Below are 25,447 nucleotides of genomic sequence, written 5' to 3'. Positions count from 1 at the left end.
CGGAAGGAAGGTATTGCGAAGGCGTAGTACGGAGGAATCACGAGTGCAGCGCGCCGCGCGCGCCAGAGCAAAAACCATGCGATTGTATCGAATCGGAAGGGCTTTTCGTAGGCTTGGCCGAGGATTCTTCGCTACCTTGGGGACGACTTTCGATGACCCCGCGCCGCGGGGTGACCGAATTACCGGAAACGAGAGACAATACGCCCCCTTATCCTCGCCTCCGCGCCCGGTTCGGGTAGGGTTTCGCCCTGCCTCGCTCCTTCTCCACCAGCCACTTCGCCACCCATGTCCGAGAACACCAACGCGATCGCCTTCATCGATTCCGGTTTCGCGCTTGTCTACGCGGACACGGCGCTTCTCGTAGTCAGCAAACCGACACGTATGTTGTCCGTCCCCGGCCGTGGAGATGAAAAGCAGGACTGCCTGATCCGGCGCGTGCAGATTGAGCACCCTGATGCGCTCATCGTGCACCGCCTCGACTACGACACGTCGGGAATGCTAGTTCTCGCACGCGGCAAGGAAATGCACCGCCGTTTGAGTATGATGTTCCAAGGCCGGGAGGTCGAAAAACGGTACGTCGCTGTCATCGCTGGCAAGCTCGAGCAGGATGTCGGCGAAGTTTCGCTTCCCCTGCTGGTCGACTGGCCCAACCGCCCCCTGCACAAAGTGGATTTCGAGAACGGCAAGCCGTCGCTGACCCGCTACCGGGTCCTCGCCCACGACTCAGCCAGCGACACATCACGCGTCGAATTGATCCCCGAAACCGGCCGCACGCACCAGTTGCGCGTGCACATGCAGGCGCTCGGCCACCCGATCGTCGGCGACCCGCTGTATGCGCACGGTGCGATCCGCGAGCAGGCCGACCGGCTGCTCCTGCATGCGGAGTACCTCGCGTTCGCCCATCCGCGCAGCGGCAAGACGCTCGCCTTTACGTTCCCCGCCGACTTCTAGCCTGTCCGGCCGCCAGCCGTCAGCCGTTTTCCCACGTCACCCCACGCAGGGCAGGTGCCTTCCCGCCCGCCGTGCCTAGCCCTGCTGCGCCCGCTCGGCATGTTGGCCGCCAATTTAAATAAGAACAATTCTCATTGACATCGCGTTTTCGGGTCGTTTATATTGCGAACCGTTCTCATTTATAAGGTGCCGATCGTGGCCAGCCTGCTCGCCAACGTGGGCATTGCCGCTCTGATCCTTTTGATCGCCCTCTTAGTCGGTTTTTGACCTTTGCACCCTCCCACGGCCCAATTTTTCGTCCCTCTCGGAGTTTTTCCCGTGACTCAACGTTCTACCCGCCCAAAGAAAACCAACACCCCGTCGTTTGCTCAAGCTCCGGTTCCACGTTTAGTACGCGCGCTTTTCCTCCCTCGCTGGGCCGGATTGGCGACGAGCGCCCTACTCGCTTGCTCGGCTCACGCCCAGACGCCGGGTACTAGCACTCCAGACCCGCGCGAAAACGCCAGCGAAGCAACACTTTCGGAAGTTCGCGTCACGGCGACAATGACACCGGGCGAGGCTGTCCCGTCCGAGCGTACCCGTTCCTACACAGTGGAACGGAGCGCCAGCGCGACGCGCCTTAATCTGTCGCCCCGTGAGACGCCGCAATCGGTGTCGGTAGTCACGCGCGAGCAGATCGAAGACTTCAAGCTGAATACGATCAATGATGTGCTCGACAACACGCCCGGCATCGTCGTCGAGAAGGTTGAGACGGATCGCACCTACTACACGTCGCGCGGCTTCGACATCAACAACTTCCAGGTCGACGGCATCGGCGTTCCCCTCACCTACGGCAACATCTCCGGCCAGATCGACACCGCGATCTACGACCGCATCGAAGTCGTACGTGGCGCCAACGGGTTGAGTTCGGGAACGGGTAATCCGTCGGCCACGATCAACTTCATCCGCAAACGCCCGACGGCGGACTTCCAGGCTTCGGCCGGGTTGACACTCGGCTCCTGGGATTACCGCCGCCTTGACGCCGACGTCTCCGGGCCGCTCAACGCCGCCGGCACGTTGCGCGGCCGCGTCGTCGCCGCCGGGCTGGACAAGGATTCCTACCTCGACCGTTACGAGCAAAAGAAGTCGCTGTTCTACGGCATCCTCGAAGCTGACCTCTCCGACGCCACGCTGCTGACCTTCGGCCACACGCTCGAAGACGGGCGCTCCAAAAACCCGATGTGGGGCGCCTTGCCGATGTACTACACGGACGGTACCCCGACCCACTACGACGTATCGACCAATCCGGCCGCCGACTGGTCGTACTGGAACGTGAAAACGCAGTCGACCTTCGCCGAGTTGGCACACCGCTTCACCAACGATTGGCAAGTGAAGGGAACCCTCACGCATAACCGTACTGATTCGGACAGCAAGCTTTTTTACGTCTATGGCACCCCTGATCGCGCCACTGGCTTGGGCCTCTTCGCCTACCCGTCGGAGTACGCAGGCGTCACCCGCCAGGACATCGCCGACATCAACGCGACGGGCCCTTTCACGCTCGCCGGACGCAAGCACGAACTCGTCGTCGGCGCGAGTTGGGCCCGGTCGACACTGGAGGACGAGTCGAACTACGGCCGCGGCATCGGTACGCCAATCCAGGATCTCGCCACGTGGACCGGCAACTATCCGGAACCGGCGTTCGACGCCTCCGTCGACGGCAGTCAATTCACCGAATACCGGCGCAGCGCCTACGCCGCCGTGCGTATCAATCCGACAGACGCCGTCAAGCTTGTGTTCGGCGCCAACGCCACGGCCGTGGAAGAACGCGGGACGAGCTATGGCGTCAGCCGCCGCAAATCCGAAAGCGCCGTCAGTCCGTACGCCGGTGTCATTTATGACTTCACGCCAAACCTTTCGGCGTACGCGAGCTACACCGACATCTTCAATCCGCAGCATGAGATCGACATCAACCGGCAGACGCTCGCTCCGATCAAAGGCAACAACAAGGAGGTCGGTCTCAAGGGCGAGTTCTTCGACAAACGGTTAAATGCATCGCTCGCAGTGTTCCGTACCAAGCAAGACAACGTTGCGGAGGCGGCTGGATATCTCGGCACGGACACCTATTACCGCGGCGTCGACGCCCTCTCCCAAGGCTACGAGCTCGAACTCGCCGGCAACATCACATCGCGACTGCAGGCCACGGCCGGCTACACGCAACTGTCGATCGAGGATAAGGACGGCCATGACGTGCGCACGTTCACGCCGCGGCGGTTGCTGCGCGTCACGACGACGTACCGCGTGCCGACGATCGAGCGACTGAAGGTCGGCGCCAGCCTGCAGTGGCGCGACAGCACGTACCGCGAACCGGCCGCCGACGTCACCATCCGGCAATCTGCCTACACGCTGGTGAACCTGATGGCACGCTACGACTTCACCGACAAGGTGAGCGCGACGCTCAACATCAACAATGTGACCGACCGTAAATACCTGACCAGCCTGTACTGGGATCAGGCGTACTACGGCGCACCCCGGCACGCGCTGTTAAGCCTCAACGTGAAGTACTGAGCATCGAATCAGAGAGCCGCAATGCGTCCCCTGTTCGTTTTGCTTCATCGCTATGCCGGGTTGTTCATGGTCCCGTTTCTTTTCGTCACCGGTCTCACCGGTGCGATCATCTCCTGGGACCATGAACTCGACGACCTGCTCAACCCGCACCTGATGGAAGCGCCGGCCCGGGGTCCGCACCGCTCGTCGCTGGCCTTGGCGCGGGAAATCGAGGCCCGGGACTCGCGCGTACGCGTGACCTTCCTGCCGCTTTCCGCCGAACCCGGTGAATCGCTGCACTTCGGGGTCGAGCCGCGTATCGACCCAAGAACCGGGCAGTTCTTCACACCTGGCTACAATCAGGTTTTCGTCGACCCCGCCAACGGCACCGAACTCGGCCGCCGCGAATGGGGCGCCGTCTGGCCGATCACACGCGAGACGCTGGTCTCGTTCCTCTACAAACTGCACTACAGCCTGCACATCTCGCCGTTCGCCGGCAGCGACCGCTGGGGAATCTGGCTGCTCGGCATCGTCGCCGTGGTGTGGACCGTCGACTGCTTCACCGGCGTCTTTCTCACCTTTCCGGCTAGTCGGCGGCGGCCCGGGAGCGAACCGCCGCAACGCTCCTGGTGGCAACGCTGGCAGACATCGTGGCGGGTGCGCCGGGGTACCGGAACGTACAAGCTGAACTACGACCTTCATCGCGCCGGCAGCCTGTGGACCTGGGTCCTGCTCTTCGTCCTCGCGTTCACCGCGTTCTCGCTCAACCTCTACCGCGAAGCCTTCTATCCGCTGATGTCGATGGTCTCACAGGTCACGCCGACGCCCTTCGATACGCGCGAACCGGCGGACTTCCTGCACCCGCGCGAAGCCAAAGTCGGTTACGGAGAAATCGTCGCCCTTGCCGGCGCCGAAGCCGCGCGCAGGCAATGGGACGAACCGCCGGGCAGCGTCTTCTACTCGACGGCCTATGGCGTTTACAGCGTGCAGTTCTTCCACCCGGGCGGCGACCACGGCGCGGCCGGCGTCGGTCCGGCCCGCCTGTTCTTCGACGGCGAGGACGGCCGCCTGCTCGGCGAACGCCTGCCATGGCAGGGGACGGCCGCGGACGTCTTCGTGCAGGCACAGTTCCCGGTCCATTCCGGGCGCATTCTTGGCCTGCCTGGTCGCATCCTGATCTCGGCCATGGGCCTCGTCGTCGCCATGCTCTCGGTGACAGGCGCCTATGTGTGGTGGCGCAAACGTCGCAGCCGGGTGTTGCGCGACGAGGCCCTCAAGCCCGAATGGTCGCGGCGGGCGATGCAGCGATGATGCGCGAAGACCAGATCCCCTGCCTACGCGCGACCCGTACCCCAGTGGACGGAACCGAGTCGTCGCGCCACTACCGTGCTGACCACGTTTCCTGGTTGGGCGTGGGTGCCGTCGTCCTCGCGCATGGCGCCGTCCTTGCCGCCTTCGCCGTGTGGCCAGACCAGGCTCGCCCCGCACCGCCCGCCCCCGCGCAAGTGGTCCATTTGATCGCCACGGCGGTGACCGAATCCGCCGACGAAGCGATGACCCGGAAGCCGTCTCCGCCTCCTCAAGACACGCCGCCAGAACGGAAGAAACCAACCCGCACCAAGGCATCGCCCCCGCCGCGCGAAACGCTCATGACAGCGGCGCCGGTGGCCTCTGCGGTTCCCGCCGACACGGCGCCGACGCCCCAACCGCCCGTCCAACCCGCTCCGACGGAACTCCAGGCAGCGGCACAACCTGCCATCGCAGAGCGAACGGCGGCAGGCCCGACGGTCATTCCCCCGCGCTTCGATGCCGCCTATCTGCAAAATCCCGCTCCTACCTACCCCCCCCTCTCTCGCCGAATGGGCGAAGAGGGACGCGTCATCCTGCGCGTCTTCGTGGAGCCGGACGGCCGGCCGAGCCAAGTCGACATCCGCACTGGCAGCGGCTCGCCGCGCCTCGACCACGCGGCGCTCGATGCTGTCCGCCGCTGGAAGTTCGTCGCCGCCAAGCAAGGCAATGAAGCCGTCGGCGCCTGGGTGCTGGTGCCGATCGTTTTCTCCCTCAAAAACTAACCTGAAAAGCCAAAGAGTCCGCTATGCAAAACCCCATGGGCTTCGCCCACTTCCTCGCCAACGCCGACGGTGTCGCTCTCGGCGTTCTCGCCCTCATGTCGCTCGCATCGATCGGCACCTGGTATCTGATCGTCAGCAAAGGCCTGTGCAACTACCATCTGCGCCGACGCAGCGACGCTTTCCTCGAAGCATTCTGGGAAGCGCGCGATCTCCAGGCCGTCGCCGAACGCCTGCGCGAGCGCGGCACACCCGATCCGTTCTCGCACCTCGTGCACCACGGGTTTACGGCGATCGAACAGCACAATCGGCGACAGGCCGGGCGCTCCGGCCGGGGCGAAACCGGCGGATTGGTAAACGCTGGCTCCGCCGACGACCTGCTGACCCGGGCACTCAAGCGCGCCATCGACGAAGACCGCAGCCACCTCGAGTTCGGCCTGACCTTTCTCGCCACGGTGGCATCGGCCGCTCCGTTCGTGGGGCTGTTCGGGACCGTCTGGGGCATCTATCACGCGCTGATCGCCATCGGCGCCAGCGGCCAGGGTACGCTCGACAAGGTGGCCGGGCCGGTTGGCGAGGCGCTGATCATGACCGCGATCGGCCTCGCCGTCGCGATCCCGGCGGCCGTCGCCTACAACGCCTTCGCGCGCGCCAACCGCAATACGCTCTCGCGCCTGAACTCGTTCGCCTACGACGTGTTCGCCTTCCTCGCCACGGGCGTCAAGACGTCGCCGATGCTCAACGACGCCCGCGCCACAAGCGAAAAGGTGATCGCCATGGCGCGCGCCCGCGAGCCGGGCGGAATCGACGGCGACGCGGGATCGCTGGCGGCGGCGCATCCCGGCCTGAATCTGCGCTGAGGAGGAATGACGATGGCCTTCGCCAGCATGGACAACGGCAACGACGATACGCCGCTTGCTGAAATCAATATGGTGCCGTTGATCGACGTGATGCTCGTGTTGCTGATCATCTTCATGGTCACCGCCCCGCTGCTCACGCACGCGGTCAAGGTCGACCTGCCGAAAGCGACCTCTACCCCGAACCGCACTCCGCCCGAAGCGATACAGCTCTCGATCGACGCCAGCCAGCAGGTGTTCTGGAATGGCGAGCGCGTCGACGCGGGCCAACTGCAGGAGCGCTTCCGCACAGCCGCCAGCCAAACGCGAGCGTCGGAGCCGCCCGAACTTCATATCCGCGCCGAACGCAACACGCCGTACGAACGGATTGCGCAGGTGATGTCGGACGCCGCGCGGCAGGGTTTGACGCGCATCGGCTTCGTCACCGATCCGAACGAACGCGCACGCTAAGAGTGGAGTCCGCTGTCGCGAGCACGCGTCGCAGGGTTGCGTTCAGGGCTTGAGTGATTTCCTGGCGTAAACGTCGTACCGACTCGATTTGCCTTCGAGCGCATAGCTCGGCTTGCCACCCGCGATCGCAGGCGCCTTGCGCGGGCGCTTGACGACGACGCGATGCGACGCCAACTCCAAGGCCGCGGCCAGGAGTTGCGGCGCATCGTCGTCATCGCCGACGAGCGGCCGAAAGAGCCGCATCTCCTTCTTCACCAACGCACTCTTGTCGCGATGCGGGAACATCGGGTCGAGGTAGATCACTTGAGGGATCTCGCCAGTCCATTCGCGCATGATCGCGATCGCGTCGCCACAGCGCAGCGTCATGCGTGCGGCGACCGCCTCGATCTCCGCATCAATCGCCGCTCGCCGCAAGCCGTCTTCGAGCAGGGTGGCGATGAGCGGCTGGCGCTCGATCATCGTCACGGCGCAGCCGAGTTCGGCAAGCACGAACGCATCGCGTCCGAGCCCCGCCGTTACGTCGAGGACGGTTGGCCGCACTCCTGGTTGCAGCCCGACCGCCTTGGCGATCATCTGCCCCGCGCCGCCGCCGTAAAGGCGCCGATGTGCCGCCGTGCCGCCGACGAAGTCGACCCGCACGGGGCCCGGCGCCTGCGGCCCGAGTTCGCTCAGTTGGACGCCAGCCGAGCCGATCTGCAACGCGAATTCCGCCTCGCCGTCTCGCGGCAACCCGAGACGTTCGGCAAGCTCGGAGGCCCGGTCTTCGAAGGCAGCGTCGAGCGCATCGACCCGCACGCGGGCCGGCCCTTCCCTCATCAATCCCGGCCGAGCGCCCACTTGCCGCCGCCGCCCAAGGCCGAGGCGAGCGTGACGAGGAGCAGGAAGAGCCCGTGCAGATCGCCGAAGATCGGCGCGCCATGCACCCAGCCCCAGACCATCGGCCAGCCAAAGATGACGGCAAAGACCAGCGCCGCCAGCGGCACCCACAAGCCGAGCACGATTAGCGCGCCGCACACGACTTCGGCAAGATGCAGCCCCCATTGGCCCGCTTGCGCGAGGCTGCCGGGAAAGCGCGAATGCAACAGCGGCTCGAAGCCGGCATAGAACGCCATGCCGCCCACGGCAAGGCGCAGGAGCAATAGCGACCAGTCGATTCTAGTTTTGGAAGCCATACGTGGATCGAATGATGACAAAGGCTGGGAGTATCAGCGCTCGATCGTGTATGGGTCAAGCTGACTTTTCGCCGTGGGCATCGGAAAAACGCGAACCTGATTGCAATCGCCAATACGTCGCCATACTATCCACGTCGCATTTTCATTATTACAACTCACGCATCGCTTCGTGGCGGGGAGAAAGACCATGTGGTTCTTGGGTGTCATCGGAGGGTTGGTCCTCGGCGGCATGGCCGGCTCGTTCTGGAGCGCCGTGGTCATGGCCGTGATCGGCGGCATCGTCGTCCATGCCGTTACACGCAAGGAGAAGGGCCGAGAACTGACTCCGACTCCAACTCCTAACCTGCGGGCCGAGGTCGCCGCACTGAAACGAAAGGTCGCCGCCCTCGAAGAACGGCTGCAACAGGTCGAAGGCCTGCTCCAAGCGGGCAGTGGATCAATCGCCGCCGTAGCGAAAGAAACGCTCGAACCCAACCGGCCTTTGGATGAGCGGACGCAAACGGCCGATACCGCGCCCGTGGCGCCGGCGTTTGCCGAGCCGGAATCGCGGCCAGCCCCGCCGCTCCCAGCTTCTTCGGCATGCGAGACGCGAACGAGTGACGCCCTGACGCGCCCGTTCGGCGAAACCAAAGACCCGGTCGACCTCGTTGCCGCCACGACAGCCGATACGAACAGCGACGACGCGCCCGTCAGCCTTTCCGCTCCGCTCCCGCCGCCTGCGTATACGCCGTCGGAGCCGCCGCGCGTAGCGACACCGCGTCATCGCAAACCGCCGGCGCCTCCCTCGATCCCGTTCAAAGAGCGCTTGCCGGAGCCGGTGCGCAACTTCATCTACGGCGGCAACACGCTCGTGAAGCTCGGCGTGCTCATCCTCTTTCTCGGTCTCGCTTTCCTGCTCCGCTATACCGCGGAGCGCGTCACCGTTCCGGTCGAGCTTCGCTACGCAGGCGTAGCGCTGGCCGGTGCCGGCGTGCTCGCCCTCGGCTGGTTCCTGCGCCTGCGACGCCGCGATTACGCGCTGATCATGCAGGGCATGGGGGTCGGCGTTTTCTACCTGACGACGCTCGCGGCCATGAAGTTCCACGGTCTCCTGTCCGCGGAGGGGGGTTTCGGGTTCATGGCGGCCGTATCGTTTCTCGGGGCGGCGCTGGCGGTCATGCAGAATGCGCCCGTCCTCGCCGTGATCGCCGCGCTCGAAGGGTTTGCGACGCCCGTGCTGCTCTCGACTGGCGGTAACCACATGACGGCGCTGATGACCTATCTCGTCATTCTCGACGTCGGCATCGTCCTGATTGCCTGGTTCAACGCCTGGCGCGTTCTCAACGTCATCGGCTTTGTCGGAACCTTCACGCTCGCCACCGGCTGGGCGCACCGCTACTACACGCACGACCAATACCTGCCTGCGCAGGCCTTCCTGGTTCTTTTCTTTCTGATCTTCACCGCCGTCGGCGTCCTCTTCGCGCGGCGTACGCTGCTCGATGCCCAACTCGCCGCGCAAGACGACGACAGTCTGGCGCGGAAAGCGGGAGCAGCACTCAGGCAGGTGGGGCGGGTCGATAGCGCGCTCGTGTTCGGTACGCCGCTCACGGCCTTCGGCCTGCAATACCTGCTCAGCAAACCATGGGAATTCGGACCGGCATTCTCCGCGCTCGCGCTCTGCGCCTTTTACCTGCTGCTGGCGCGCCTCGTCTTCTCGCGCCATCGCACAGGCCTTGCCCTCCTCGCCGAAGGCTACGTGATCGTCGCCGTCATCTTCGGTACCTTGGTCGTTCCGCTCGGCTTCGAGGGTACATGGACCAGCGCCGCCTGGGCCGTCGAAGGTGCGGGCATGTATTGGCTCGGCATACGGCAGCAGCGGGCGTATTCGCGTGCGTTCGCCTACCTGGTATTGCTCGGCGCCGGCTACAAGCTGCTGCTCGAAATCGGTCTGACCGTAACGACTGACGGCCCGTTGTTGCACGGATCGACGCTCGGTCCGATCCTGCTCGCGCTCAGTGCCCTGTCGATCTGGCGGCAAAACCGGCGGGCGAAGCTCGATGCCGAGCCAAGCTGGGAGACCATTCCCGGCGGATTGACGCTCTGGCTCGGCATGGCGGCGCTGACGTTGCTCCCTTGGCAATGGTTCGCGCCGCAGACCGCGGCGGCGGCGACAGCCGTGCTTTCGCTGCTCGCCTACAGCGTTGCCCGGCGTTTCGATCTCCAGCCCTTTTCGCCGGTCGTTTTCGCCCTGCACGCGCTCGCCGTTGCCAGCTTCGTTCCCACGCTGCACTTGAGTACCGACGTTGCGAGCAGCGCCGTGCTCGTCGGCGGGTGGAAAAGCATGCTCTGCGCGCTGACGATTGCCGCGGGCATCCTGCTCACCGCCGCCTGGAGCCTCGCGCGGATCTGCAAAGACAAAGACTCCGAGGGCGAGGACGTGCGCCGCCGCAGCGGCGTACAGGCATTTGCCATGGCGGTCGGCGCCAGCGTGCTGCATCTCGCCCTGCTCTTCGTAGTTTCGCTGCAAACGGCCTGTGCCGCGACAGCGGTACTATCGGTCGGCATCTATCTTGTCAAACGCCGTTCCGGCGTCGACGCGCTGATCGGGGTCGTCGCCTACCTGCAAGCCCTTGCGGTCGCCGGATTCGTTGTCACGCTGCACCGTACGGCCGGCGAGGCTGGCGCTGTACTGGAGAGTGGCTGGCATGGCAGCGTCGGCGCTCTCGTCATTGCGGCGAGCATCCTGCTCACCGCGGGGCTGGGGATGGCGGCGGTACGACGGCAGGCGCTCGATGACGGAATCCAGCCCGAGTGGACGAAAGGCAACGCGCTCGCGGTGGTTGGCGGCACGGCGCTCCTGCATCTGGCCACCCTGTTCGCACTCAGCATCGAGCAGGCGGCGGCGGTCTGGCCGGTAACGGCCTGCCTGGCGCTATGGATCGCGTTGCGCATGGCGCATTCGCCGCTCGCCGGGTTCGCCGCGGCTCTGCACGCCATCTCGGCCGGGCTGTTCCTCTATGCGCGCGACTCATTGCCATCGGCCGCCTATTTCACCGGAACGGACGCGCATTCGTTGGCACCGTTCGCTCATCTGCAATTCTGGACGCCGCTGATCGTCGCGTTGGCGGCCTGGCGGTGCGCCGACTGGATACGCGCCGAGGCGAGGTACTTCGCCACCCGCCTCTCCCCCGACGCGCCAGGGAAACCGTCGCGATGGTCCAATCCCTGGTGCGCCCGGACGGCTTGGCGGTGGCTGCCTGTTGTCTGGGGCCTCGTATGGTGGTCCGGCGCCTGGCTCGACGAGAGCGGTCGCGTGCTCGACCTTCGCGGCATTCCTGAATACCTGCCGACCGCTTCGATCACCATCGCGCTGATCACGTCCTTCGTCGTCGCCACGCTGGCGCAACGGCGTGACTGGGCCGAGATGGGCCGGCTCAGCGCGCTGACGCTGCCCGCCCTGATCCTCTGTGCTTGCGCCGGCCTCGCCGGGGCCGCCGGACGTTATGTCCCCTCGGCGTATTTCGGTGCCGTCGCCTGGCCTCTGGCTCTCCTTTGGCATCTCCGGCTCTTGCGCGCCCAGGACCGCTGGCTTGTTCTGGCGCAACGGCAGATACTCCACGTCGCCGGCTTCTGGTTCTTCCTGCTCCTCGCCTCGCGCGAAGGTCAGGCGCGGTTCTCGGCGCTCTCGGGCGACCTATCCAGTTGGGCCATGCTCGGATGGGTCCTCGTTCCCGTGTGCGTCTTCTGGGGTGTTCGCTCCTCGGTACTGAAACGCCGCTGGCCGCTGTCCGAATTCCGCAACACGTACATGGAGATCGCCTGCCTGCCGGTGGCGGCCTACCTTCTCTTGTGGTGTTTCGTCAGTAATCTGCTCGGTTCGGGAAATGCCGCTCCCCTACCCTATCTGCCGATCCTGAATCCGCTGGAACTCGGGCAATGGCTCGTGCTGGCGGCACTCCTGCTGTGGTGGCGCGCCTTGCCCGAAACATCCCCCGTGCGCCTGCCGGCAAACGCCGCCAACGCGGTCGCGGCCGGCATGGGCTGGTTCCTGCTCACCGCGATGGTCCTGCGCGCCTGCCACCATTGGGGCGGCGTCGAGTGGGACGCCTCGGCGCTCTTCCACTCCCGACTGGCGCAGGCTTCGCTATCGATCGCCTGGGCGCTCATGGGCGTCTCGACGATGCTGCTCGGCAACCGCCGTGCTTCGCGCTCGCTGTGGGCCGCAGGCGCGGTGTTGCTCGGCGTCGTCGTGCTCAAACTGTTTGCCATCGAACTGGCCGATCGCGGAGGGCTGTACCGCATCGTCTCCTTCATCGGCGTCGGGGTATTGCTCCTCGTCGTCGGTTACTTCGCGCCCGTCCCGGCGCGCACTTCTGCGGCAGCGAGCGGCGTCGCGAACGAGCCTCTCAAGGAAACGCCATGAGCATAACGCGTCACCCATGTCCCGGCCCCCTTCACCTGGGGCTGATTCTCGCGCTTCTTTCACCGTTACCGTGCCTTGCACAGGCGGCCGGCAAACCCGCGGCGGTCGCCGCGCACCGGGCGACGATCAAAAGCGACGGCGGCGGCCCATATTTCCGCCTTACCTTGCCGGCCACGATTTACAGGACGGCGGCCAACGTGACTCTCGATGACGTACGCGTCCGTAACGCCCACGGAGATCTTGTTCCGCACGCATGGCTGGACGAGCCGACGACCGAAACGCGCGTGTTTACCGATCGGGTGGCCTTTTACCCGGTTGCCGCGTCGGGGAACGAGCGACCGGGCGTTCGCCCCGATGTATCGCTTCAATTCAAGCAGAATCGTGACGGCTCACTCATCATCGTACGCACAGGGAAACCCCTTCCCGACACGAGCGCAAGCGACTGGATCATCGACGCCAGCCAGGTCAACGGCACGTTGTTGCAAGCGAGACTGACCGTCGACGACGGCGCCGTCGGCCTGTATCCGCTGACGCTCGAAGGCAGCGACGACTTGCGGCACTGGCACGCCATCGAACCCGACGGACAGGTCGTCATTCTCAAAGATCCGTCGGCGACGATCGAAAAGCTCGCTGTGGACCTGCATGGAGCCCGGGCGAAGTTCCTGCGCCTGCGCTGGCAAGACCCGGCGCGGACCGTCGCCATAAAATCGGTGACGATCGACAGCGTGGAGCGGGATACCGTCGTCGCTCCCTTGCAGTGGCTCCCTTCCATCGCGCCGCTCAACTGCACGGCGACGCACTGCGACTACGAGATGCCGGCAAGAACACCGCTCGACAGCGTGCGCATCAATCTTGACGAACCGAACACGCTGGCGACGGTAACGGTCTCGGCGCAGCGGCCGGAGAACGATACCGCGAAACACCGCTCGCGACCGCACCCGCTCTACGTTCTGCGGCACAAACGCCAGCCGCCGGCCATGGCGTCCGTCGACCTGACCGAGATCATCGCCGGGCAGACCGTCGTTTACCGTATCCGGCAGGATGGCAAGGACCTGCGCTCCGAAGATATCGTTCTGGACGGCGGTATATACGCGCGACTTCGCCTTCGGGTGGTCGGGTCCATCAGCGAGCTCGGGCAGAAGACGCCCATACTCGACGTGGCGAGCACTCCGCGTACCCTGGTTTTCCTCGGCCGCGGGCCGGCGCCGTACACGCTGCATTGGGGCGTCAACGACGTCGGCCGCGCCGTGCCTCTCGCCACGCTGATCCCCGGCCATCATGCGAACGCTCCCGTCCAGGCGACAACTGCCTCGGTTGAAATCGCGAACACGCCGCTCGAAACAGCCGCGGAGAGAGCCGTGACGCCAACGCCGGATTCGCAGCCCGCTTCCCAGCCCGCTTCGCAACCCATTTCTCCGCCCGTCTCGCAACCTACCTCACAAGCGGCGACAGACGCCGGACTTGCAACCCGGGAGACCAACAGACTCTGGTTGTGGTCGGCGCTCGCGCTCGGTCTGCTGGTCTTGGCGGGAATGGCGTGGTCCTTGCTCAAGAGCATGGACAAGGCCAAAGAACGTTAGCCGCCGTAAGGAGTGGAGGCCACACGGTCCGTCTGTTTCATCGAGTGGTTTTGTCCGGACAGCCGGAGTCGGGACTAGAATGCGGCAGAGGCGGCGATAAAGCGCATGCCTGATCCGACCCACCCACGATTTCGCTCGCCCCATGTTCGATTTCCTTCGTCGCCGGGAAAAAGAAACGACTGACGCGCGCCGCGGTCGCTTCCTCGCCGTGATCGAGTGTCACCTGAATCAGAACGTCCGGGACGATGGAACGGCGCGCTTCCCGGCGATGAACGTCGACTTCGTTCGGCTGTGCGAACGGTATGGCGTCGGGCTAATGTCGATTCCATGCCCCGAGATCGAAGCTCTCGGTGCCGAACGTCGGCGGCCACGCGACACGACGATTCGCGAAGCGTTGGAAAACGAGCCAGGACAGTCGCGCTGCTTCCATCTCGCCGAACGTGTCGCGGCACGGATCGACACGCGCGAGCGCCAAGGCGCGCAGCTCGTCGCCATCGTAGGGGGCAACCCGAAGAGCCCGGGGTGTGCCGTGCATTGCGTCGGCAAGGGGCTCACCGACGAATCCGGCGTGTTCATGAAGGCGCTCGAAACCGCGCTGAACGCTTACGGCCCGCCCCGCCGCTTCATGGCGTTGCGCGATCATGACCAGGCCGCACTGCGTGAAGACCTCGACCACATCGAGGAAGCCCTGGCGGCGGACGACCGCTAAGCTTCAGGTTTAGCGTCCTTGACGCAGTCCGGGGCCGCGCAAGGCTTTCAAATCCTGCGCCAAACGGCTGTTCAGCATGGCGATTTCAGCGCTGATCTCCGCCATGCGTTTGGGATCGGCTGGTTGCGGACGGCCGGTAGGTGGATCGTCCACCGACGCCATGCCCAGCGACTCGGCGAGCAAGACGGACATCCGCTGCGCATCCTTGATCAGTGGCTGCCGCGGGTCGCCGGGGCGGAGGATGACATGTGAAAGGTCGTCGGCGACCTGTCGGAAGACCGGTGCGTGTACGTTCCGGCTCCGCTCATCCACCTCTTTCTCGGTGATTCCCCCGGCGTTCAGTTGGGCTTGCTCGTCGTACAAGGCTTGCAGGCCATCGCTGAAACTCTGTAGCGCACGCCCCGCGACATCGTTGCTTGCCAGCAGTTGCCGCTGATCGAGACTGGCCGGCGGAGCGGCCACGGCGACCGCGACGATCGCCACTCCGGCGGCGACGAAGGCTGCCAGCGCTCGCTGGCGGAGCGCACCGTTGAACGTCTCGAAGTCGAAGCGCTCGGGAAGGATGAGCGCAGTCAAACAACCGCCGAGCAGACCGCCGATATGGGCGGCGTTGTCGATTCCCGGGTGGGTGAATCCCTGCACAAGCGAGTAGAGGATGAAGAAGCCGACACCGCTGATTGTCTGCTTGCTGAACGTCCGCGGCAGCGTTCCGCGATGCTGGAGCACGGCCACGAGCAACGCACCCGTGATGCCGAAGACGGCCCCGGAAGCGCCGACCGACACCGTTTGCTGCGCCGAGAAATGCAGGCTGAGAGCGCTGCCGAGCAAACCCGACGCAAAGTAGATGAGAAGAAAGGGATACGAACCGTAAATGCGCTCCACCGTCACGCCAGCCGCATACAGCCCGAACATATTCATCGCGACGTGCATGAGGCCGCTGTGCAGAAACGTCGCGCTGACAAGGCGCCACCAATCGCCTTTCTGCACTTCGGACGCGGCGTTGCCGCCCCACAACAGGAGTTTGTCGGCGCCGGCGGAACCGACACCCGCGCCGTTGAAGAGGGTAAGCAACCAGACGACGAGATTGATTCCAATGAGCGCCGCCACGGACCAAGCAAACGGTTGCCAGGCGCGTAGTCTTTCCTCGAACTGGCGTTCCTCGACCATCTCGCGCAGCACCCCTGACTCATCATCGGGAAAGCCGTGCCATCTTGCGTGTCGGCGTTCCACTTCGGCAATCAGACGTTCGGTGTCGTCACGGTTGAACGGTGTCAGCAGCAACATTGGCCGATGCGGATCGACGCCGCTCCAGAAACTCCTCGCCGCTCCTCCAACGCCCTCCTTGAGTTCGAACACGAGAGCCGGCGTCTGCTGGATGGCGTCTACTCGGATACGTTCGATGTCGGCCCAGCGCAAATAACGCTGCCCACCGGCCAGGTTCGGCGCCGCGATGAACTCGTCGGTGAGCGTCACCAGCGGCTCGCCGGGGCGGAATTGCCTGCGCAAATGACGCTCGAAGGCAAAGGCCAGCCCGACGATCACAGCGACAATCAAGACAGGCAACCGCCAGCCGTGGAGGACGACAAACGCCGTTACAACGACGAGCGCAACGCCAGCGAGCAGCCCTTGCCGTTTTCTGCGCAGCCCGCCAGGCGACGCGAAAAACCGTTCACCGCCGAGCCCGCTCGACGGCATCACCGCTACGTCGCCTGACGCTCTTCTCATCGTTTTGTTTTCATCTCAAAGCGGCTAGTTGACAGAGCCCATGCTGACAGAGAGGGAGGAACGCTGCGCGCCGGCATGCATCGCCCAACGTCTGGAGAAACGCCAATGTTACGAGGCTTAAACACAGCATCGTAGTCGAATAAGGCCGCCCCACATTCGGGTCACGCCACATTCGTCGGCGTCACATCCAGCGCATCAGACGCGTTTTTGTTCACGAGATCCTCAATGCACGATTGGAGCACTTCGGCGCCGATCGGCTTATGCCGCACCTGGATGCCGTGCGCCATCGCCTCGCGCAGCAATATGGGATCAGTGTTGCCGGTAATGATCACCGACGGCAATGGGCAGCCGAATTCGCGTCTCAAAGAACGGACGACGTCGATGCCTGTTTCTCCGCCTGGCAACCCATAATCCGAAACCACGACGTCAGGCGCCTTACTGCCCAATCCAGCCCGTATCTCCTCTCCGCAACCGCCAGCGATCACATGATGTCCATTGCCGAGCAGCGCGTACGTCAACGCCTGACGCATCGTGGCGTCATCCTCGATAAGCGCCACGCGCAGCGATCGGTTGCCCGACCCTCGCCATGCCAGCGGTCCGGTCTTTCGCGCGGGCGGTAGCTCGATGGCGAACATCGAACCCTTCCCCGGCTTGGAGCGTACGCGCACTTCCAGGCCGAGCAGTGTCGCCGTACGAGCGACGATTGCCAGTCCGAGGCCGCTGCCCTTTTCGCGATTCCGCTCGCTGTTGCCAAGTTGCCTGAACTCTTCGAATATCTGCCCGATCTTGTCCTCAGGAATGCCGACACCGGTATCCCAAACCTCGACCCAGCGCTTGCCGCGAAAACGACGGACTCCGACAAGGACGCCACCACGCTCCGTATAGCGAATGGCATTCGAGACGAGATTGGCCACGATGCGTCCGAAGAGCACGGCATCGGTATGCGCCACCAGCCCGGTGGTACGGCAACGGAAGGAAAGCCCCTTGAGTTCGGCGCGCGGTTGGTGGCCGGCCGTAATTTCGCCGAAAACCCGATCGAGTGGGAAATCGTCGAGTTCGGTGGTTACCACGCCGGCTTCAAGTTTACTGAGATCGAGCAGGTTGTTGAGCATTTCGCCAAGGTTGGTGACGCACTTCTTCATGTTGCGAATCAGTGTTTCGTCAGCCTTGGTTGGTCTTGCCTCAAGCGCGCCAACGTACAGCGACAGGGCCCCCAGAGGCTGACGCAGGTCGTGGCTAGCCGCGGCCATGAAGCGCGATTTGGCCTCGTTCGCGTACTCGGCGTCAGCCCGGGCTCGCTCGGCTTCTGCGCGCGCCCGCTCTGATTCCGCCTTGGCCTGAATCAGCGCCGCCTGCGCGCGCTGGTACTTCTCAACCTCCAGCGTCAACTCCACTGTGCGCTCACGCACCATTTCCTCGAGGCGATCACGGTGTTCACGTAATTGGGCTTCGGCCTGCCGAGTACGGCGCAAGGTCCGGTGCACGGTTTCAGACAACCACGAAACGAGCACATTGGTCGCAACGAAGAGAAAAGTGACGAGAAGGTTGCTCGGCATCATGAGGCCGGTTTCCCCGTCAGGTGTCATCGAGTAGTAGGCAGCCAGCGGGACGGAAAGCGCCGTCACAAGCAACCCCGGCCCGAAACCACCGTACAACGCCGCGAGCGCGACCGCCGGGTAAAACACATTGAATGTGAAACGCAACGGCGTTTCCGGCAGGAAAACCATACGCATGACAGCGGCGGCGATCACCGCCGAGAGGGCGACGCCGTAGCGGTACCTGGCCTCCGACATGCTCTCCGAAAGCCAGAAATATTTATCGCCCCGTGCGCGCATCGCATACATGGCGGCAACCAGCATATAACTGGCGCCGGCCGCTTGACTGGCGCGGCATGTCCACGCAAACCAATCCCACATTCCGCGGATAAACAACAATCCGAAAAGCGACGCGGCGAGGAGAAGCAGCGCCAGACCGTACCAATAAAGAAACTTCGAAACCGCTCGTCCGGTCCACAGCAATCCCGTGGTCAGGATGAACATCGCCCCGGACGAGATTAGGACCCAACGCCTCACGGCGGTCCCACCAAGACCTTCGACAAAGAACGGCGGCATGTTGCCGGCGAGTCCGGCATAGACAAGAGCGCCGATGATCAGAAGGCAAACGGTCAGCGCACTCGTCTGCCAGAGCATCCGAGCCGGTTCGCGGACGGTCCAGCCCTGCGGCATCGCGGCCCCGGCGAGATGGCAGAGCGAGGAAAGCCAGACACAACAGGCGAAAATCGTCACTGTCGTATTGACGTCGAATCCGCCGGCACCGCGCAAGGCCGCCGCCGTAGCCACCAGACCCGCCGCACCCCAAAAGGTGACGCCGCACCCCAGCGACAGCAAGGAAAGGCGCCCGCGGTTCAGGAAGCTTCCGGCGACCAAATAAATCACCAGCACCGAGATCGAAGTGCCAAAGACGAAATTGCCGAGAAGCAGGAGCCATGGCGACTCCAGGCTCCCTTCAGGTCCGGGCAGCGAAAAAACGACAAAAAGGCCCAATACGATTGGAATCGGGAACCAGGCCAGCGACGCCCACCCTTTGTCACCTTCCCACGTGCCTGTCTCTAGGACCATGTGTGTTCTTTCAATGACAAGCCAGCCGCGCTCGTTTTGATGCCGCGTTTTCCTACGCGTCGGAATTATTCTATTCGCAACGTCTCAAGACGCCATCAGAGGCCAAACAATTTCACGAGGAAGCCAAGGACCGCGACAGATAATAGTGCGACAGAAGCTGTAAGGAACATGAGCGCGAGGAACACGACTCCGATGAATCGCCGACTGTCGCTGGCGGCCTTCTTCGGCTCATCCAGGAATTTTCCGAGGAGGTCGACGTTGCGTTGATTGGCACGCCAGGCGGCATCGAAAACATCGCCGACGATCGGGAGAAGCCCGATGATGCCCTCCACCGCGACGTTCCACACCATGCGGACAAGCACGCTGCGGGGCGCGCCCAAGCGCGCCGCCTGCGCGACGATATAAGTGGAAAGCAAAACGCCGACCGCATCGCCGAAAAACGGTACGAGGCCGATCAACGCGTCGAAACCGATCCGGAAGCCACCGGGCAGGCGAATGAAACTGTCGAGAAGCCAGGCCAGGTTCTCCAGCTGCCGCCGCTTGCCGTCGATTTGAGCGCCAGCCGCTGAACGGCCGTCCCCCGATATGTCATCAATCATGGTTGCTTACAGTGCTTGGTTGTTACTGGAGTGCTGGATGTTTTTTGCCCGCCCGCCCAGAGCGCGCGCGCAGAAAAAGGTTCCAAGGAGTCGCAGGGACGATAACACACTGAAGGCCCACCAAGGGAACCCGCGGCGGCAACCGCCGTCCACGGATCACCGCAGATTGCTTGGGCTTGGCTACGCGCCTGCTGACCGCATTATTGAATTCCTCCCATTGGAAAGGAAACGCTGTGCACATCGACCTGACAGGAAAAACCGCCATCGTCACCGGCTCGACGGCCGGCATCGGCTATGCCATCGCCAGAGGGTTCGTTCAGGCGGGCGCCGCCGTCGTGGTAAACGGGCGTACCGAAGCCAGCGTAACGCACGCCGTGGCCCGACTTGCGAACGAAGCCGGCGCGTTAGCCGGACACCGGATACACGGAATCGCGGCAGACGTCGGCACGGCCGAAGGGTGCGCTGAACTGGTCGCTGCGCAGCCTGCAACCGACATTTTGGTGAACAACGTCGGCATCTACGGTCCCCGCGATTTTTTCGAGATCCCGGACGCGGAATGGACCCGGTTCTTCGAAATCAATGTGATGTCGGGAGTCCGACTGGCGCGGACCTATGCGCCCGGCATGATCAAGCGAAAGTGGGGACGGGTGCTCTTTTTGTCATCGGAATCGGGCCTCAACATTCCCGCCGACATGATCCACTACGGCTTCACCAAGACGGCCTTGCTGTCGATCTCGCGCGGACTTGCCAAACGCCTGGCCGGTACCGGGGTAACGGTCAATGCAATACTACCCGGCCCGACGCTTACCGAAGGCGTCGAGGCGATGCTCAAGGAAGAACAGCAGGCCAGCGGACGCACGATGGAAGAAACGGCGGCGGCTTTCGTGATGCAGCACCGGCCGAGTTCGATCATCCATCGCGCGGCGACCGCCGAGGAGGTCGCAAACATGGTCGTATACGCGGCATCCGTGCAGGCGTCGGCGACAACGGGAGCGGCATTACGCGTCGATGGCGGCGTGGTGGATACCATCGCTTGACCAAGCCAAGCCGGCAAGCTGGATGGTTTGATGCCCGGGGGATGTGGAGGCATCAAGCCCCGAAATCAGCGTCGGCGAACCTTGATGCCGGTGATCATCGCGCGGGCGAGGTTGGTACGTTCGATTCGGCTCATGACAACGACGGCCGTCACGTGCAACACAGCCAGGCCGATCAGAGTTGATGCCAACGTTTCGTGAATTTCTTCCAGCCACTCCTCACCCCAAAAGGTATCGAGCGTCTGCATGAACCCCGTGGTCCCGAGGGCGAGCACGAGCGCCAGCGTGGCGAAGATCATCACGCCGCCGAGCGGATTGTGCCCGACATGGAAATCCGGGTCGCCGTCGAGCAGACGGCGCACGTGCGTACGGAGCTTGCTGGGAGTCGGCGCAAAGTCTCCGAAGCGCGCATACCGGGAGCCGACGAACCCCCAGACGATGCGCGCGAGAACCAGCGCGGTCGCCGTATAGCCGAACCATTGATGCACGGTTTTACCATCGTCGACGACGAAATAGTTGGCCAGCACGCAGGTCACCAGGCTCCAATGGAAGAAGCGGACAAAGCGGTCCCATACCTGGATTTTCTCTGAAGCGGGTGTCGTCATGATTGAGTCTTCTTTTCTTATGAACCGCATGGCGAACGGCACTGGCGGCCGTTCGCTCCAACGGCATTCGGGCGGCTGAAGCTGTTACTTGGATTCGAGAACGGCGGCCGTTTCGGGGTTGAAGTAGATTTCGACCTTCTTGCCGTCCTTATCGAAGCCATAGATCTCGTAGCACTTGCCGCTGCTGACCTTGAAGGTCTTGATCTTGTAGCCTTGCGATTCGACGTGGCTCTTGAAATCGGATTCCTTCATCCATTTTTCCTTCGGCACATCGCACTTCGGGCCCGCGATAGCGCTTCCGGCAATACCAACGGCAGCAAGCATTACGAACAGTTTCTTCATCCTTTTTTCTCCAATTGAGTTAAGCGCCCGCAATCGGGCCGCAACGCCATTGAAAACCCCTAACCTTAAGTCGGTCTTAACCCGGCAAAAGTTCAAAAACTCCTTTGCACTTATTCAGTTGAGGATTTGGCGGATTTGGGTTTTCCCGGCCCGTCGCGAAATTCTGCCGACGTGTTGCCCCAAAACGGTCGAACCCTCCAACGGACGCAGAGTCCACTTACAAGAACCGGAACGTAGCGCCGCGTTCCTCTCGGCATTACGCAATTCGAGCGCAAGACTCGGAGTGAAATCAGGCGTTGCCAGCGATACAGTTGGCTCCTGATTTTCCGATCTGGAAAGGATCGCCATGCTTCACGATGCTATTCAAAGGGAGCAAAGGGAGCGCCCCGGACCCCGCGACGACGATTTACCGGCCGTCCTCCTCGGCGACCCGCGCTGGCACGCCGTTCTCAACCGCGACGCCAAAGCAGACGGCCGCTTCGTTTACTCGGTGGCGACGACTGGCGTCTATTGCCGCCCGTCGTGCGGCGCTCGTCGTCCGCGGCCGGAAAACGTCAGATTTCACGCCACGCCCGAAGCGGCGGAAAACGCCGGTTTTCGTCCCTGCAAACGCTGCCGCCCGAAGGAGGTTTCCGCCACGGAGCGCAATATGCAACTCGTCGCCAAGCTGTGCCGCGAAATCGAGGACGCCGAGGCACCGCTACGCCTTGAAGAGCTGGCGGCAAGCGCAGGCTTAAGCCCATTCCATCTGCATCGCCTGTTCAAATCGGTCACAGGCGTCACGCCACGCGCCTACATGGCGGCCCAGCGGAGAAAGAGGGTGCATGACGAACTACCGCGACGCGACACCGTCACCGCCGCGATGTATGAAGCGGGATACAACTCGAGCGGGCATTTCTACGCCGATTCGAACGGCCTGCTCGGCATGACGCCCGGTGACTTCCGGCGCGGCGGCGCCGGCGTCGTTATCCATTTCGCTTGCGGACAATCGTCGCTCGGCCGGGTTCTGGTGGCGAGCAGCGAACGCGGCCTGTGCGCGATTCTGCTCGGCGACGACGAAGCCGCGCTCATACGCGAGTTGCACGAGCGCTTCCCGAAGGCTTCGATTACCCCTGGCGAGGAGGCCTACCGGGACGTCGTGCGGCACGTAGTCGCCTTCGTTGACGCCCCGCACACGGGCCTGTCGCTACCGCTCGACGTACGCGGGACGGCGTTCCAGCAGCGCGTCTGGCAGGCCCTACGTGAAATTCCGGCGGGCAAGACGGCAAGCTACACGGAAATCGCCACGCGTATCGGAATGCCGAAGGCGATTCGCGCGGTTGCCTCTGCGTGTGCCGCCAACCCGCTGGCCGTAGCCATCCCGTGTCATCGGGCCTTGCGCAACGACGGGGCGCTGGCCGGGTACCGGTGGGGACTGGATCGAAAACGTGCGCTGCTCGATCTCGAGGCAGAAAATCGGCCCGATGTGCGTCAAGCGCCCAAAGCAGGAGTCGATGGTTGATCGACGATCTGTTCGCCGGCATGGATCTGTACGACGATCGGCGCGAGGCGCCGGCCGAGGGCGCCCTCGTTCTGCACGGTTATGGACGCACCGAAGCGCCTGCCTTCCTCGCCGCGGTAGGGCAGATTGCCGAGGAGGCGCCCTTTCGCCATATCGTCACCCCGGCCGGATATCGCATGTCGGTGGCCGTGACGAGTTGCGGCCCGCTTGGATGGGCTACCGACGCGCAGGGCTACCGATACTCGCCCATAGAACCGGAGAGCGGCCGTCCATGGCCACCGATGCCAAAGGAATTTTCCGACTTGGCACGGCGCGCGGCGGCTGAAGCCGGATTCTCGGGATTCGCGCCCGACACCTGCCTGATCAACCGTTATGCCGTCGGTTCGCGGATATCGCTGCATCAAGACAAGCACGAGGCGACCTACGACGCACCGATCGTGTCGTTGTCGCTGGGTTTGCCGGCGATCTTTCTGTTCGGCGGGTTCGAGCGCAGCGCGCCGACGACCCGCATCATTCTCGGACACGGCGACGTCATGGTATGGGGCGGGCCCTCGCGTCTGCGCTACCACGCGGTGCAGCCGATCAAGCCTGGCTGGCATCCGGATACCGGCGAGTTCCGCATCAGCCTGACCTTTCGCAAAGCCGGCCGGCCAAGGCGCGAAGGCGTGTCAGGCGCCTGAGCTTCCCCGCCGGCTACCGTTGCATGAGGAGTGGTACGAGAAGTACTGTTCGTCGATCAACCCCGGCGCTCCTCTCACGCCTAAGCCTGACTCAACTCGACGCACTTCCTCGCGAGGATCAGGGTTGGATCGAGAACGACGACAGATTTGCCGGCAATCGAAAACGCCTCGTTCTGCTCTTGCAGCAAAGGCAATTCGGTGCAGCCGAGGATCAGCACCTCGGCCCCTCGCATGACGAGTGAGGCCATCGCCTGTTGCAGATCATCGACGCATTCCCCGGTCGTGTAACCGGCCTTGACGCCTTTCGTTCCATAGATGGCATTCATCACACATCGCTGGTTGGCGTCGTCCGGAACCAGAACGTCGAATCCTGCGGCAGCAAGTGCCTCGTGGTACACACGACTGGCCACTGTCCCGTTCGTCGCCAATAGGCCGATCATGCGGCAATTCCCGTAATGGTTCCTGATGTACTGCGCCGTCTCGCGCAGCATGTTGACGACCGGAATCGAGAGATACGGCTGGATGCGTTCAACGAAGGCATGCGCCGTGTTGCACGGGATGGTAATGATGTCCGCCTCATCCGCCTCAAGCCGCTTGCAGGTGGCATAAATCGCGATCGTCGGATCTGCTCCGTCGCCGATGAGATTGGCTGTACGGTCCGGGATCTGAGGATTTTGCTCAACAACGACTTTAATATGGTCTTGATCGCGCGTGGCAGGCGTACTGCGCACGATCTTGTCTACGAAGTCGACGGTGGCGGCCGGCCCGACCCCGCCGACGATGCCGATCTTGAACGGTTTTCTCCGGTGCCCGGCCGGACTGGAAGCGGCGTACTCGGCATAGACGGCGTTCGAGTCGACGACCGGCACGCCGCCCGCGTCAAGCGCCGCCAACAGCAGCGGGATTTCCGTGCAGCCGGGAACGATGACTTCGGCGCCTTGTTCGGCCAGGTCACGGCATGCCTCGTTCAGCTGCTCGACCGGCGCCCCCTCGACACATCCCGCCCGAATCCCTCGCGGGCCATAGACGGCCGCCATTACGCCGTCGCTCTGGACCGCGTCGCGCGGATAAACGAGTTGCCAATGCTCGCCGGGAAACGCCCGCTCGAAAAGGGCCTGCGAGCGCACGTAATCCGAGGTCAGAATGCCCAGACGCTTCGCGCCGGGGTACCGGGTTTCGAGGTGGCGGCGCAGCGCGTCCATGGCGTTGACGATGCGCACGGTAGTCTCGCCTTCGATTTCGTTCAGAAAAGTCTGACTGAGGAAACACGGGAGAACGACTGTATCGACATCTCGGCCGGCTAAGTCCCTCACGCTGTCGAAGACATGGATTTTGGTCCCACTAGGCAACAGGTCAGTCGCGCCCCGGTTCTTCTCCGCATGGACTGGATCCTGCTCAAACAGGACTTCCGGCAACTCCTGCGGAGAGCATGCCGACAAGGCTCTCATGAGCTTGGCGAATACGTCGGCGGCGCCAAGAACCGATAGTCCGCTAACGACGGCGATACGACGGCGACTGGGTTTTACTGACACGACATGCCTTTCTCGGACGGACAAAAACGGTGGCCGGGAAATAAGCCGTCCCGGCTTCTCTTCGATAATCGGACAGGCCGTCGCTGAATGAATGCCTC

20 protein-coding genes are annotated in these 25,447 nt (G+C 63.5%); 12 read left to right on the top strand and 8 right to left on the bottom strand.

Going from position 1 to position 25,447, the window contains the following annotated elements; all coding sequences use genetic code 11:
• The first annotated feature begins 285 nt into the window (after positions 1–285).
• The 6 genes from NZ453_RS19670 (at position 286) to NZ453_RS19645 (ending at position 6,850) form a co-directional block, all read left to right on the top strand.
• Positions 286–951, top strand: coding sequence for an RluA family pseudouridine synthase (locus NZ453_RS19670; RefSeq protein ID WP_263772630.1), 666 nt, complete (start codon positions 286–288; stop codon positions 949–951).
• 318 nt (positions 952–1,269) lie between these two features.
• A complete protein-coding gene (locus tag NZ453_RS19665; RefSeq protein WP_263772629.1) occupies positions 1,270–3,495 on the top strand; it encodes a TonB-dependent siderophore receptor in 2,226 nt (741 codons plus the stop codon).
• Between the two features lie 21 nt (positions 3,496–3,516).
• The gene (locus NZ453_RS19660; protein WP_263772628.1) at positions 3,517–4,785 is read left to right on the top strand and encodes a PepSY-associated TM helix domain-containing protein; all 1,269 of its coding nucleotides are present in this window, start codon (positions 3,517–3,519) and stop codon (positions 4,783–4,785) included.
• Positions 4,758–5,546, top strand: a complete 789-nt coding sequence (locus NZ453_RS19655) for an energy transducer TonB (protein ID WP_263772627.1) — start codon at positions 4,758–4,760, stop codon at positions 5,544–5,546. The genes NZ453_RS19660 and NZ453_RS19655 overlap by 28 nt, the downstream gene beginning before the upstream one ends.
• A gap of 23 nt (positions 5,547–5,569) precedes the next feature.
• Positions 5,570–6,403, top strand: coding sequence for a MotA/TolQ/ExbB proton channel family protein (locus tag NZ453_RS19650; RefSeq protein ID WP_263772625.1), 834 nt, complete (start codon positions 5,570–5,572; stop codon positions 6,401–6,403).
• Between the two features lie 12 nt (positions 6,404–6,415).
• Positions 6,416–6,850, top strand: a complete 435-nt coding sequence (locus NZ453_RS19645) for an ExbD/TolR family protein (RefSeq protein ID WP_263772624.1) — start codon at positions 6,416–6,418, stop codon at positions 6,848–6,850.
• A 42-nt stretch (positions 6,851–6,892) separates the two neighbouring features.
• Here the strand turns inward: NZ453_RS19645 and NZ453_RS19640 are convergent, their stop codons facing one another.
• Complete coding sequence (locus tag NZ453_RS19640; RefSeq protein WP_263772623.1) at positions 6,893–7,666, bottom strand: class I SAM-dependent methyltransferase; 774 nt, start codon at positions 7,664–7,666, stop codon at positions 6,893–6,895.
• Positions 7,666–8,022 carry a DoxX family protein gene (locus tag NZ453_RS19635; protein WP_263772622.1) on the bottom strand — a complete coding sequence of 119 codons (357 nt, stop codon included), beginning with the start codon at positions 8,020–8,022 and terminating at the stop codon, positions 7,666–7,668. The genes NZ453_RS19640 and NZ453_RS19635 overlap by 1 nt, the downstream gene beginning before the upstream one ends.
• Before the next feature lie 187 nt (positions 8,023–8,209).
• Here NZ453_RS19635 and NZ453_RS19630 point away from each other — a divergent pair, with 187 nt between their 5' ends.
• The 3 genes from NZ453_RS19630 to NZ453_RS19620 all read left to right on the top strand — a co-directional run bounded on the left by NZ453_RS19630 (position 8,210) and on the right by NZ453_RS19620 (position 14,713).
• Complete coding sequence (locus tag NZ453_RS19630; protein ID WP_263772621.1) at positions 8,210–12,424, top strand: DUF2339 domain-containing protein; 4,215 nt, start codon at positions 8,210–8,212, stop codon at positions 12,422–12,424.
• Positions 12,421–14,004, top strand: coding sequence for a DUF3999 family protein (locus NZ453_RS19625; RefSeq protein ID WP_263772620.1), 1,584 nt, complete (start codon positions 12,421–12,423; stop codon positions 14,002–14,004). The genes NZ453_RS19630 and NZ453_RS19625 overlap by 4 nt, the downstream gene beginning before the upstream one ends.
• A gap of 142 nt (positions 14,005–14,146) precedes the next feature.
• The gene (locus NZ453_RS19620) at positions 14,147–14,713 is read left to right on the top strand and encodes a hypothetical protein (RefSeq protein ID WP_263772618.1); all 567 of its coding nucleotides are present in this window, start codon (positions 14,147–14,149) and stop codon (positions 14,711–14,713) included.
• A gap of 9 nt (positions 14,714–14,722) precedes the next feature.
• Here NZ453_RS19620 and NZ453_RS19615 read toward each other — a convergent pair whose 3' ends face one another.
• The 3 genes from NZ453_RS19615 to NZ453_RS19605 all read right to left on the bottom strand — a co-directional run bounded on the left by NZ453_RS19615 (position 14,723) and on the right by NZ453_RS19605 (position 19,655).
• Positions 14,723–16,438 (bottom strand): rhomboid family protein, encoded by a 1,716-nt coding sequence (locus tag NZ453_RS19615; protein ID WP_263772617.1) that lies wholly within the window; start codon positions 16,436–16,438, stop codon positions 14,723–14,725.
• Between the two features lie 161 nt (positions 16,439–16,599).
• The gene (locus NZ453_RS19610) at positions 16,600–19,056 is read right to left on the bottom strand and encodes a hybrid sensor histidine kinase/response regulator (RefSeq protein WP_263772616.1); all 2,457 of its coding nucleotides are present in this window, start codon (positions 19,054–19,056) and stop codon (positions 16,600–16,602) included.
• A gap of 95 nt (positions 19,057–19,151) precedes the next feature.
• Entirely contained in the window at positions 19,152–19,655 is a 504-nt protein-coding gene (locus NZ453_RS19605; RefSeq protein ID WP_263772615.1) for a DUF4112 domain-containing protein, read from the bottom strand.
• 233 nt (positions 19,656–19,888) lie between these two features.
• On the opposite strand from NZ453_RS19605, the gene NZ453_RS19600 reads away from it, so the two are divergent.
• On the top strand, positions 19,889–20,692 hold the full coding sequence (locus NZ453_RS19600; protein WP_263772613.1) for an SDR family NAD(P)-dependent oxidoreductase: 804 nt from the start codon (positions 19,889–19,891) through the stop codon (positions 20,690–20,692).
• A 65-nt stretch (positions 20,693–20,757) separates the two neighbouring features.
• On the opposite strand, the gene NZ453_RS19595 is transcribed toward NZ453_RS19600, so the two are convergent.
• Both NZ453_RS19595 and NZ453_RS19590 read right to left on the bottom strand, forming a co-directional pair.
• On the bottom strand, positions 20,758–21,294 hold the full coding sequence (locus tag NZ453_RS19595) for a cytochrome b/b6 domain-containing protein (RefSeq protein WP_263772611.1): 537 nt from the start codon (positions 21,292–21,294) through the stop codon (positions 20,758–20,760).
• A gap of 84 nt (positions 21,295–21,378) precedes the next feature.
• Positions 21,379–21,636 carry a PepSY domain-containing protein gene (locus NZ453_RS19590; protein WP_263772609.1) on the bottom strand — a complete coding sequence of 86 codons (258 nt, stop codon included), beginning with the start codon at positions 21,634–21,636 and terminating at the stop codon, positions 21,379–21,381.
• Between the two features lie 346 nt (positions 21,637–21,982).
• Here NZ453_RS19590 and ada point away from each other — a divergent pair, with 346 nt between their 5' ends.
• Both ada and alkB read left to right on the top strand, forming a co-directional pair.
• Positions 21,983–23,137, top strand: coding sequence for a bifunctional DNA-binding transcriptional regulator/O6-methylguanine-DNA methyltransferase Ada (ada, locus tag NZ453_RS19585; RefSeq protein WP_263772608.1), 1,155 nt, complete (start codon positions 21,983–21,985; stop codon positions 23,135–23,137).
• Positions 23,134–23,817: a DNA oxidative demethylase AlkB gene (gene alkB, locus NZ453_RS19580; RefSeq protein WP_263772606.1), complete on the top strand. Its 684-nt coding sequence runs from the start codon at positions 23,134–23,136 to the stop codon at positions 23,815–23,817. The genes ada and alkB overlap by 4 nt, the downstream gene beginning before the upstream one ends.
• Positions 23,818–23,897: 80 nt before the next feature.
• Here the strand turns inward: alkB and cuyB are convergent, their stop codons facing one another.
• Positions 23,898–25,349: a cysteate racemase gene (cuyB, locus tag NZ453_RS19575; protein WP_263772605.1), complete on the bottom strand. Its 1,452-nt coding sequence runs from the start codon at positions 25,347–25,349 to the stop codon at positions 23,898–23,900.
• Between the last annotated feature and the right edge of the window lie 98 nt (positions 25,350–25,447).

It is taken from the genome of Propionivibrio soli (genome assembly GCF_025770765.1).
GTDB classification, from domain to species: Bacteria; Pseudomonadota; Gammaproteobacteria; order Burkholderiales; family Rhodocyclaceae; genus Propionivibrio; species Propionivibrio soli.
The sequence above is the reverse complement of the archived record's forward strand: the minus strand, read 5'-3'. Positions and strand labels throughout refer to the sequence as shown.

What these genes read in the sequence shown, in the direction of transcription:
- NZ453_RS19670 (WP_263772630.1), top strand. Translation starts at nt 286, where the DNA reads ATGTCCGAGAACACCAACGCGATCGCCTTCATCGATTCCGGTTTCGCG.
- NZ453_RS19660 (WP_263772628.1), top strand. Translation starts at nt 3,517, where the DNA reads ATGCGTCCCCTGTTCGTTTTGCTTCATCGCTATGCCGGGTTGTTCATG.
- NZ453_RS19655 (WP_263772627.1), top strand. Translation starts at nt 4,758, where the DNA reads ATGGTCGCGGCGGGCGATGCAGCGATGATGCGCGAAGACCAGATCCCC.
- NZ453_RS19650 (WP_263772625.1), top strand. Translation starts at nt 5,570, where the DNA reads ATGCAAAACCCCATGGGCTTCGCCCACTTCCTCGCCAACGCCGACGGT.
- NZ453_RS19645 (WP_263772624.1), top strand. Translation starts at nt 6,416, where the DNA reads ATGGCCTTCGCCAGCATGGACAACGGCAACGACGATACGCCGCTTGCT.
- NZ453_RS19640 (WP_263772623.1), bottom strand. Translation starts at nt 7,666, where the DNA reads ATGAGGGAAGGGCCGGCCCGCGTGCGGGTCGATGCGCTCGACGCTGCC.
- NZ453_RS19635 (WP_263772622.1), bottom strand. Translation starts at nt 8,022, where the DNA reads ATGGCTTCCAAAACTAGAATCGACTGGTCGCTATTGCTCCTGCGCCTT.
- NZ453_RS19630 (WP_263772621.1), top strand. Translation starts at nt 8,210, where the DNA reads ATGTGGTTCTTGGGTGTCATCGGAGGGTTGGTCCTCGGCGGCATGGCC.
- NZ453_RS19625 (WP_263772620.1), top strand. Translation starts at nt 12,421, where the DNA reads ATGAGCATAACGCGTCACCCATGTCCCGGCCCCCTTCACCTGGGGCTG.
- NZ453_RS19620 (WP_263772618.1), top strand. Translation starts at nt 14,147, where the DNA reads ATGTTCGATTTCCTTCGTCGCCGGGAAAAAGAAACGACTGACGCGCGC.
- NZ453_RS19615 (WP_263772617.1), bottom strand. Translation starts at nt 16,438, where the DNA reads ATGAGAAGAGCGTCAGGCGACGTAGCGGTGATGCCGTCGAGCGGGCTC.
- NZ453_RS19610 (WP_263772616.1), bottom strand. Translation starts at nt 19,056, where the DNA reads ATGGTCCTAGAGACAGGCACGTGGGAAGGTGACAAAGGGTGGGCGTCG.
- NZ453_RS19605 (WP_263772615.1), bottom strand. Translation starts at nt 19,655, where the DNA reads ATGATTGATGACATATCGGGGGACGGCCGTTCAGCGGCTGGCGCTCAA.
- NZ453_RS19595 (WP_263772611.1), bottom strand. Translation starts at nt 21,294, where the DNA reads ATGACGACACCCGCTTCAGAGAAAATCCAGGTATGGGACCGCTTTGTC.
- NZ453_RS19590 (WP_263772609.1), bottom strand. Translation starts at nt 21,636, where the DNA reads ATGAAGAAACTGTTCGTAATGCTTGCTGCCGTTGGTATTGCCGGAAGC.
- ada (WP_263772608.1), top strand. Translation starts at nt 21,983, where the DNA reads ATGCTTCACGATGCTATTCAAAGGGAGCAAAGGGAGCGCCCCGGACCC.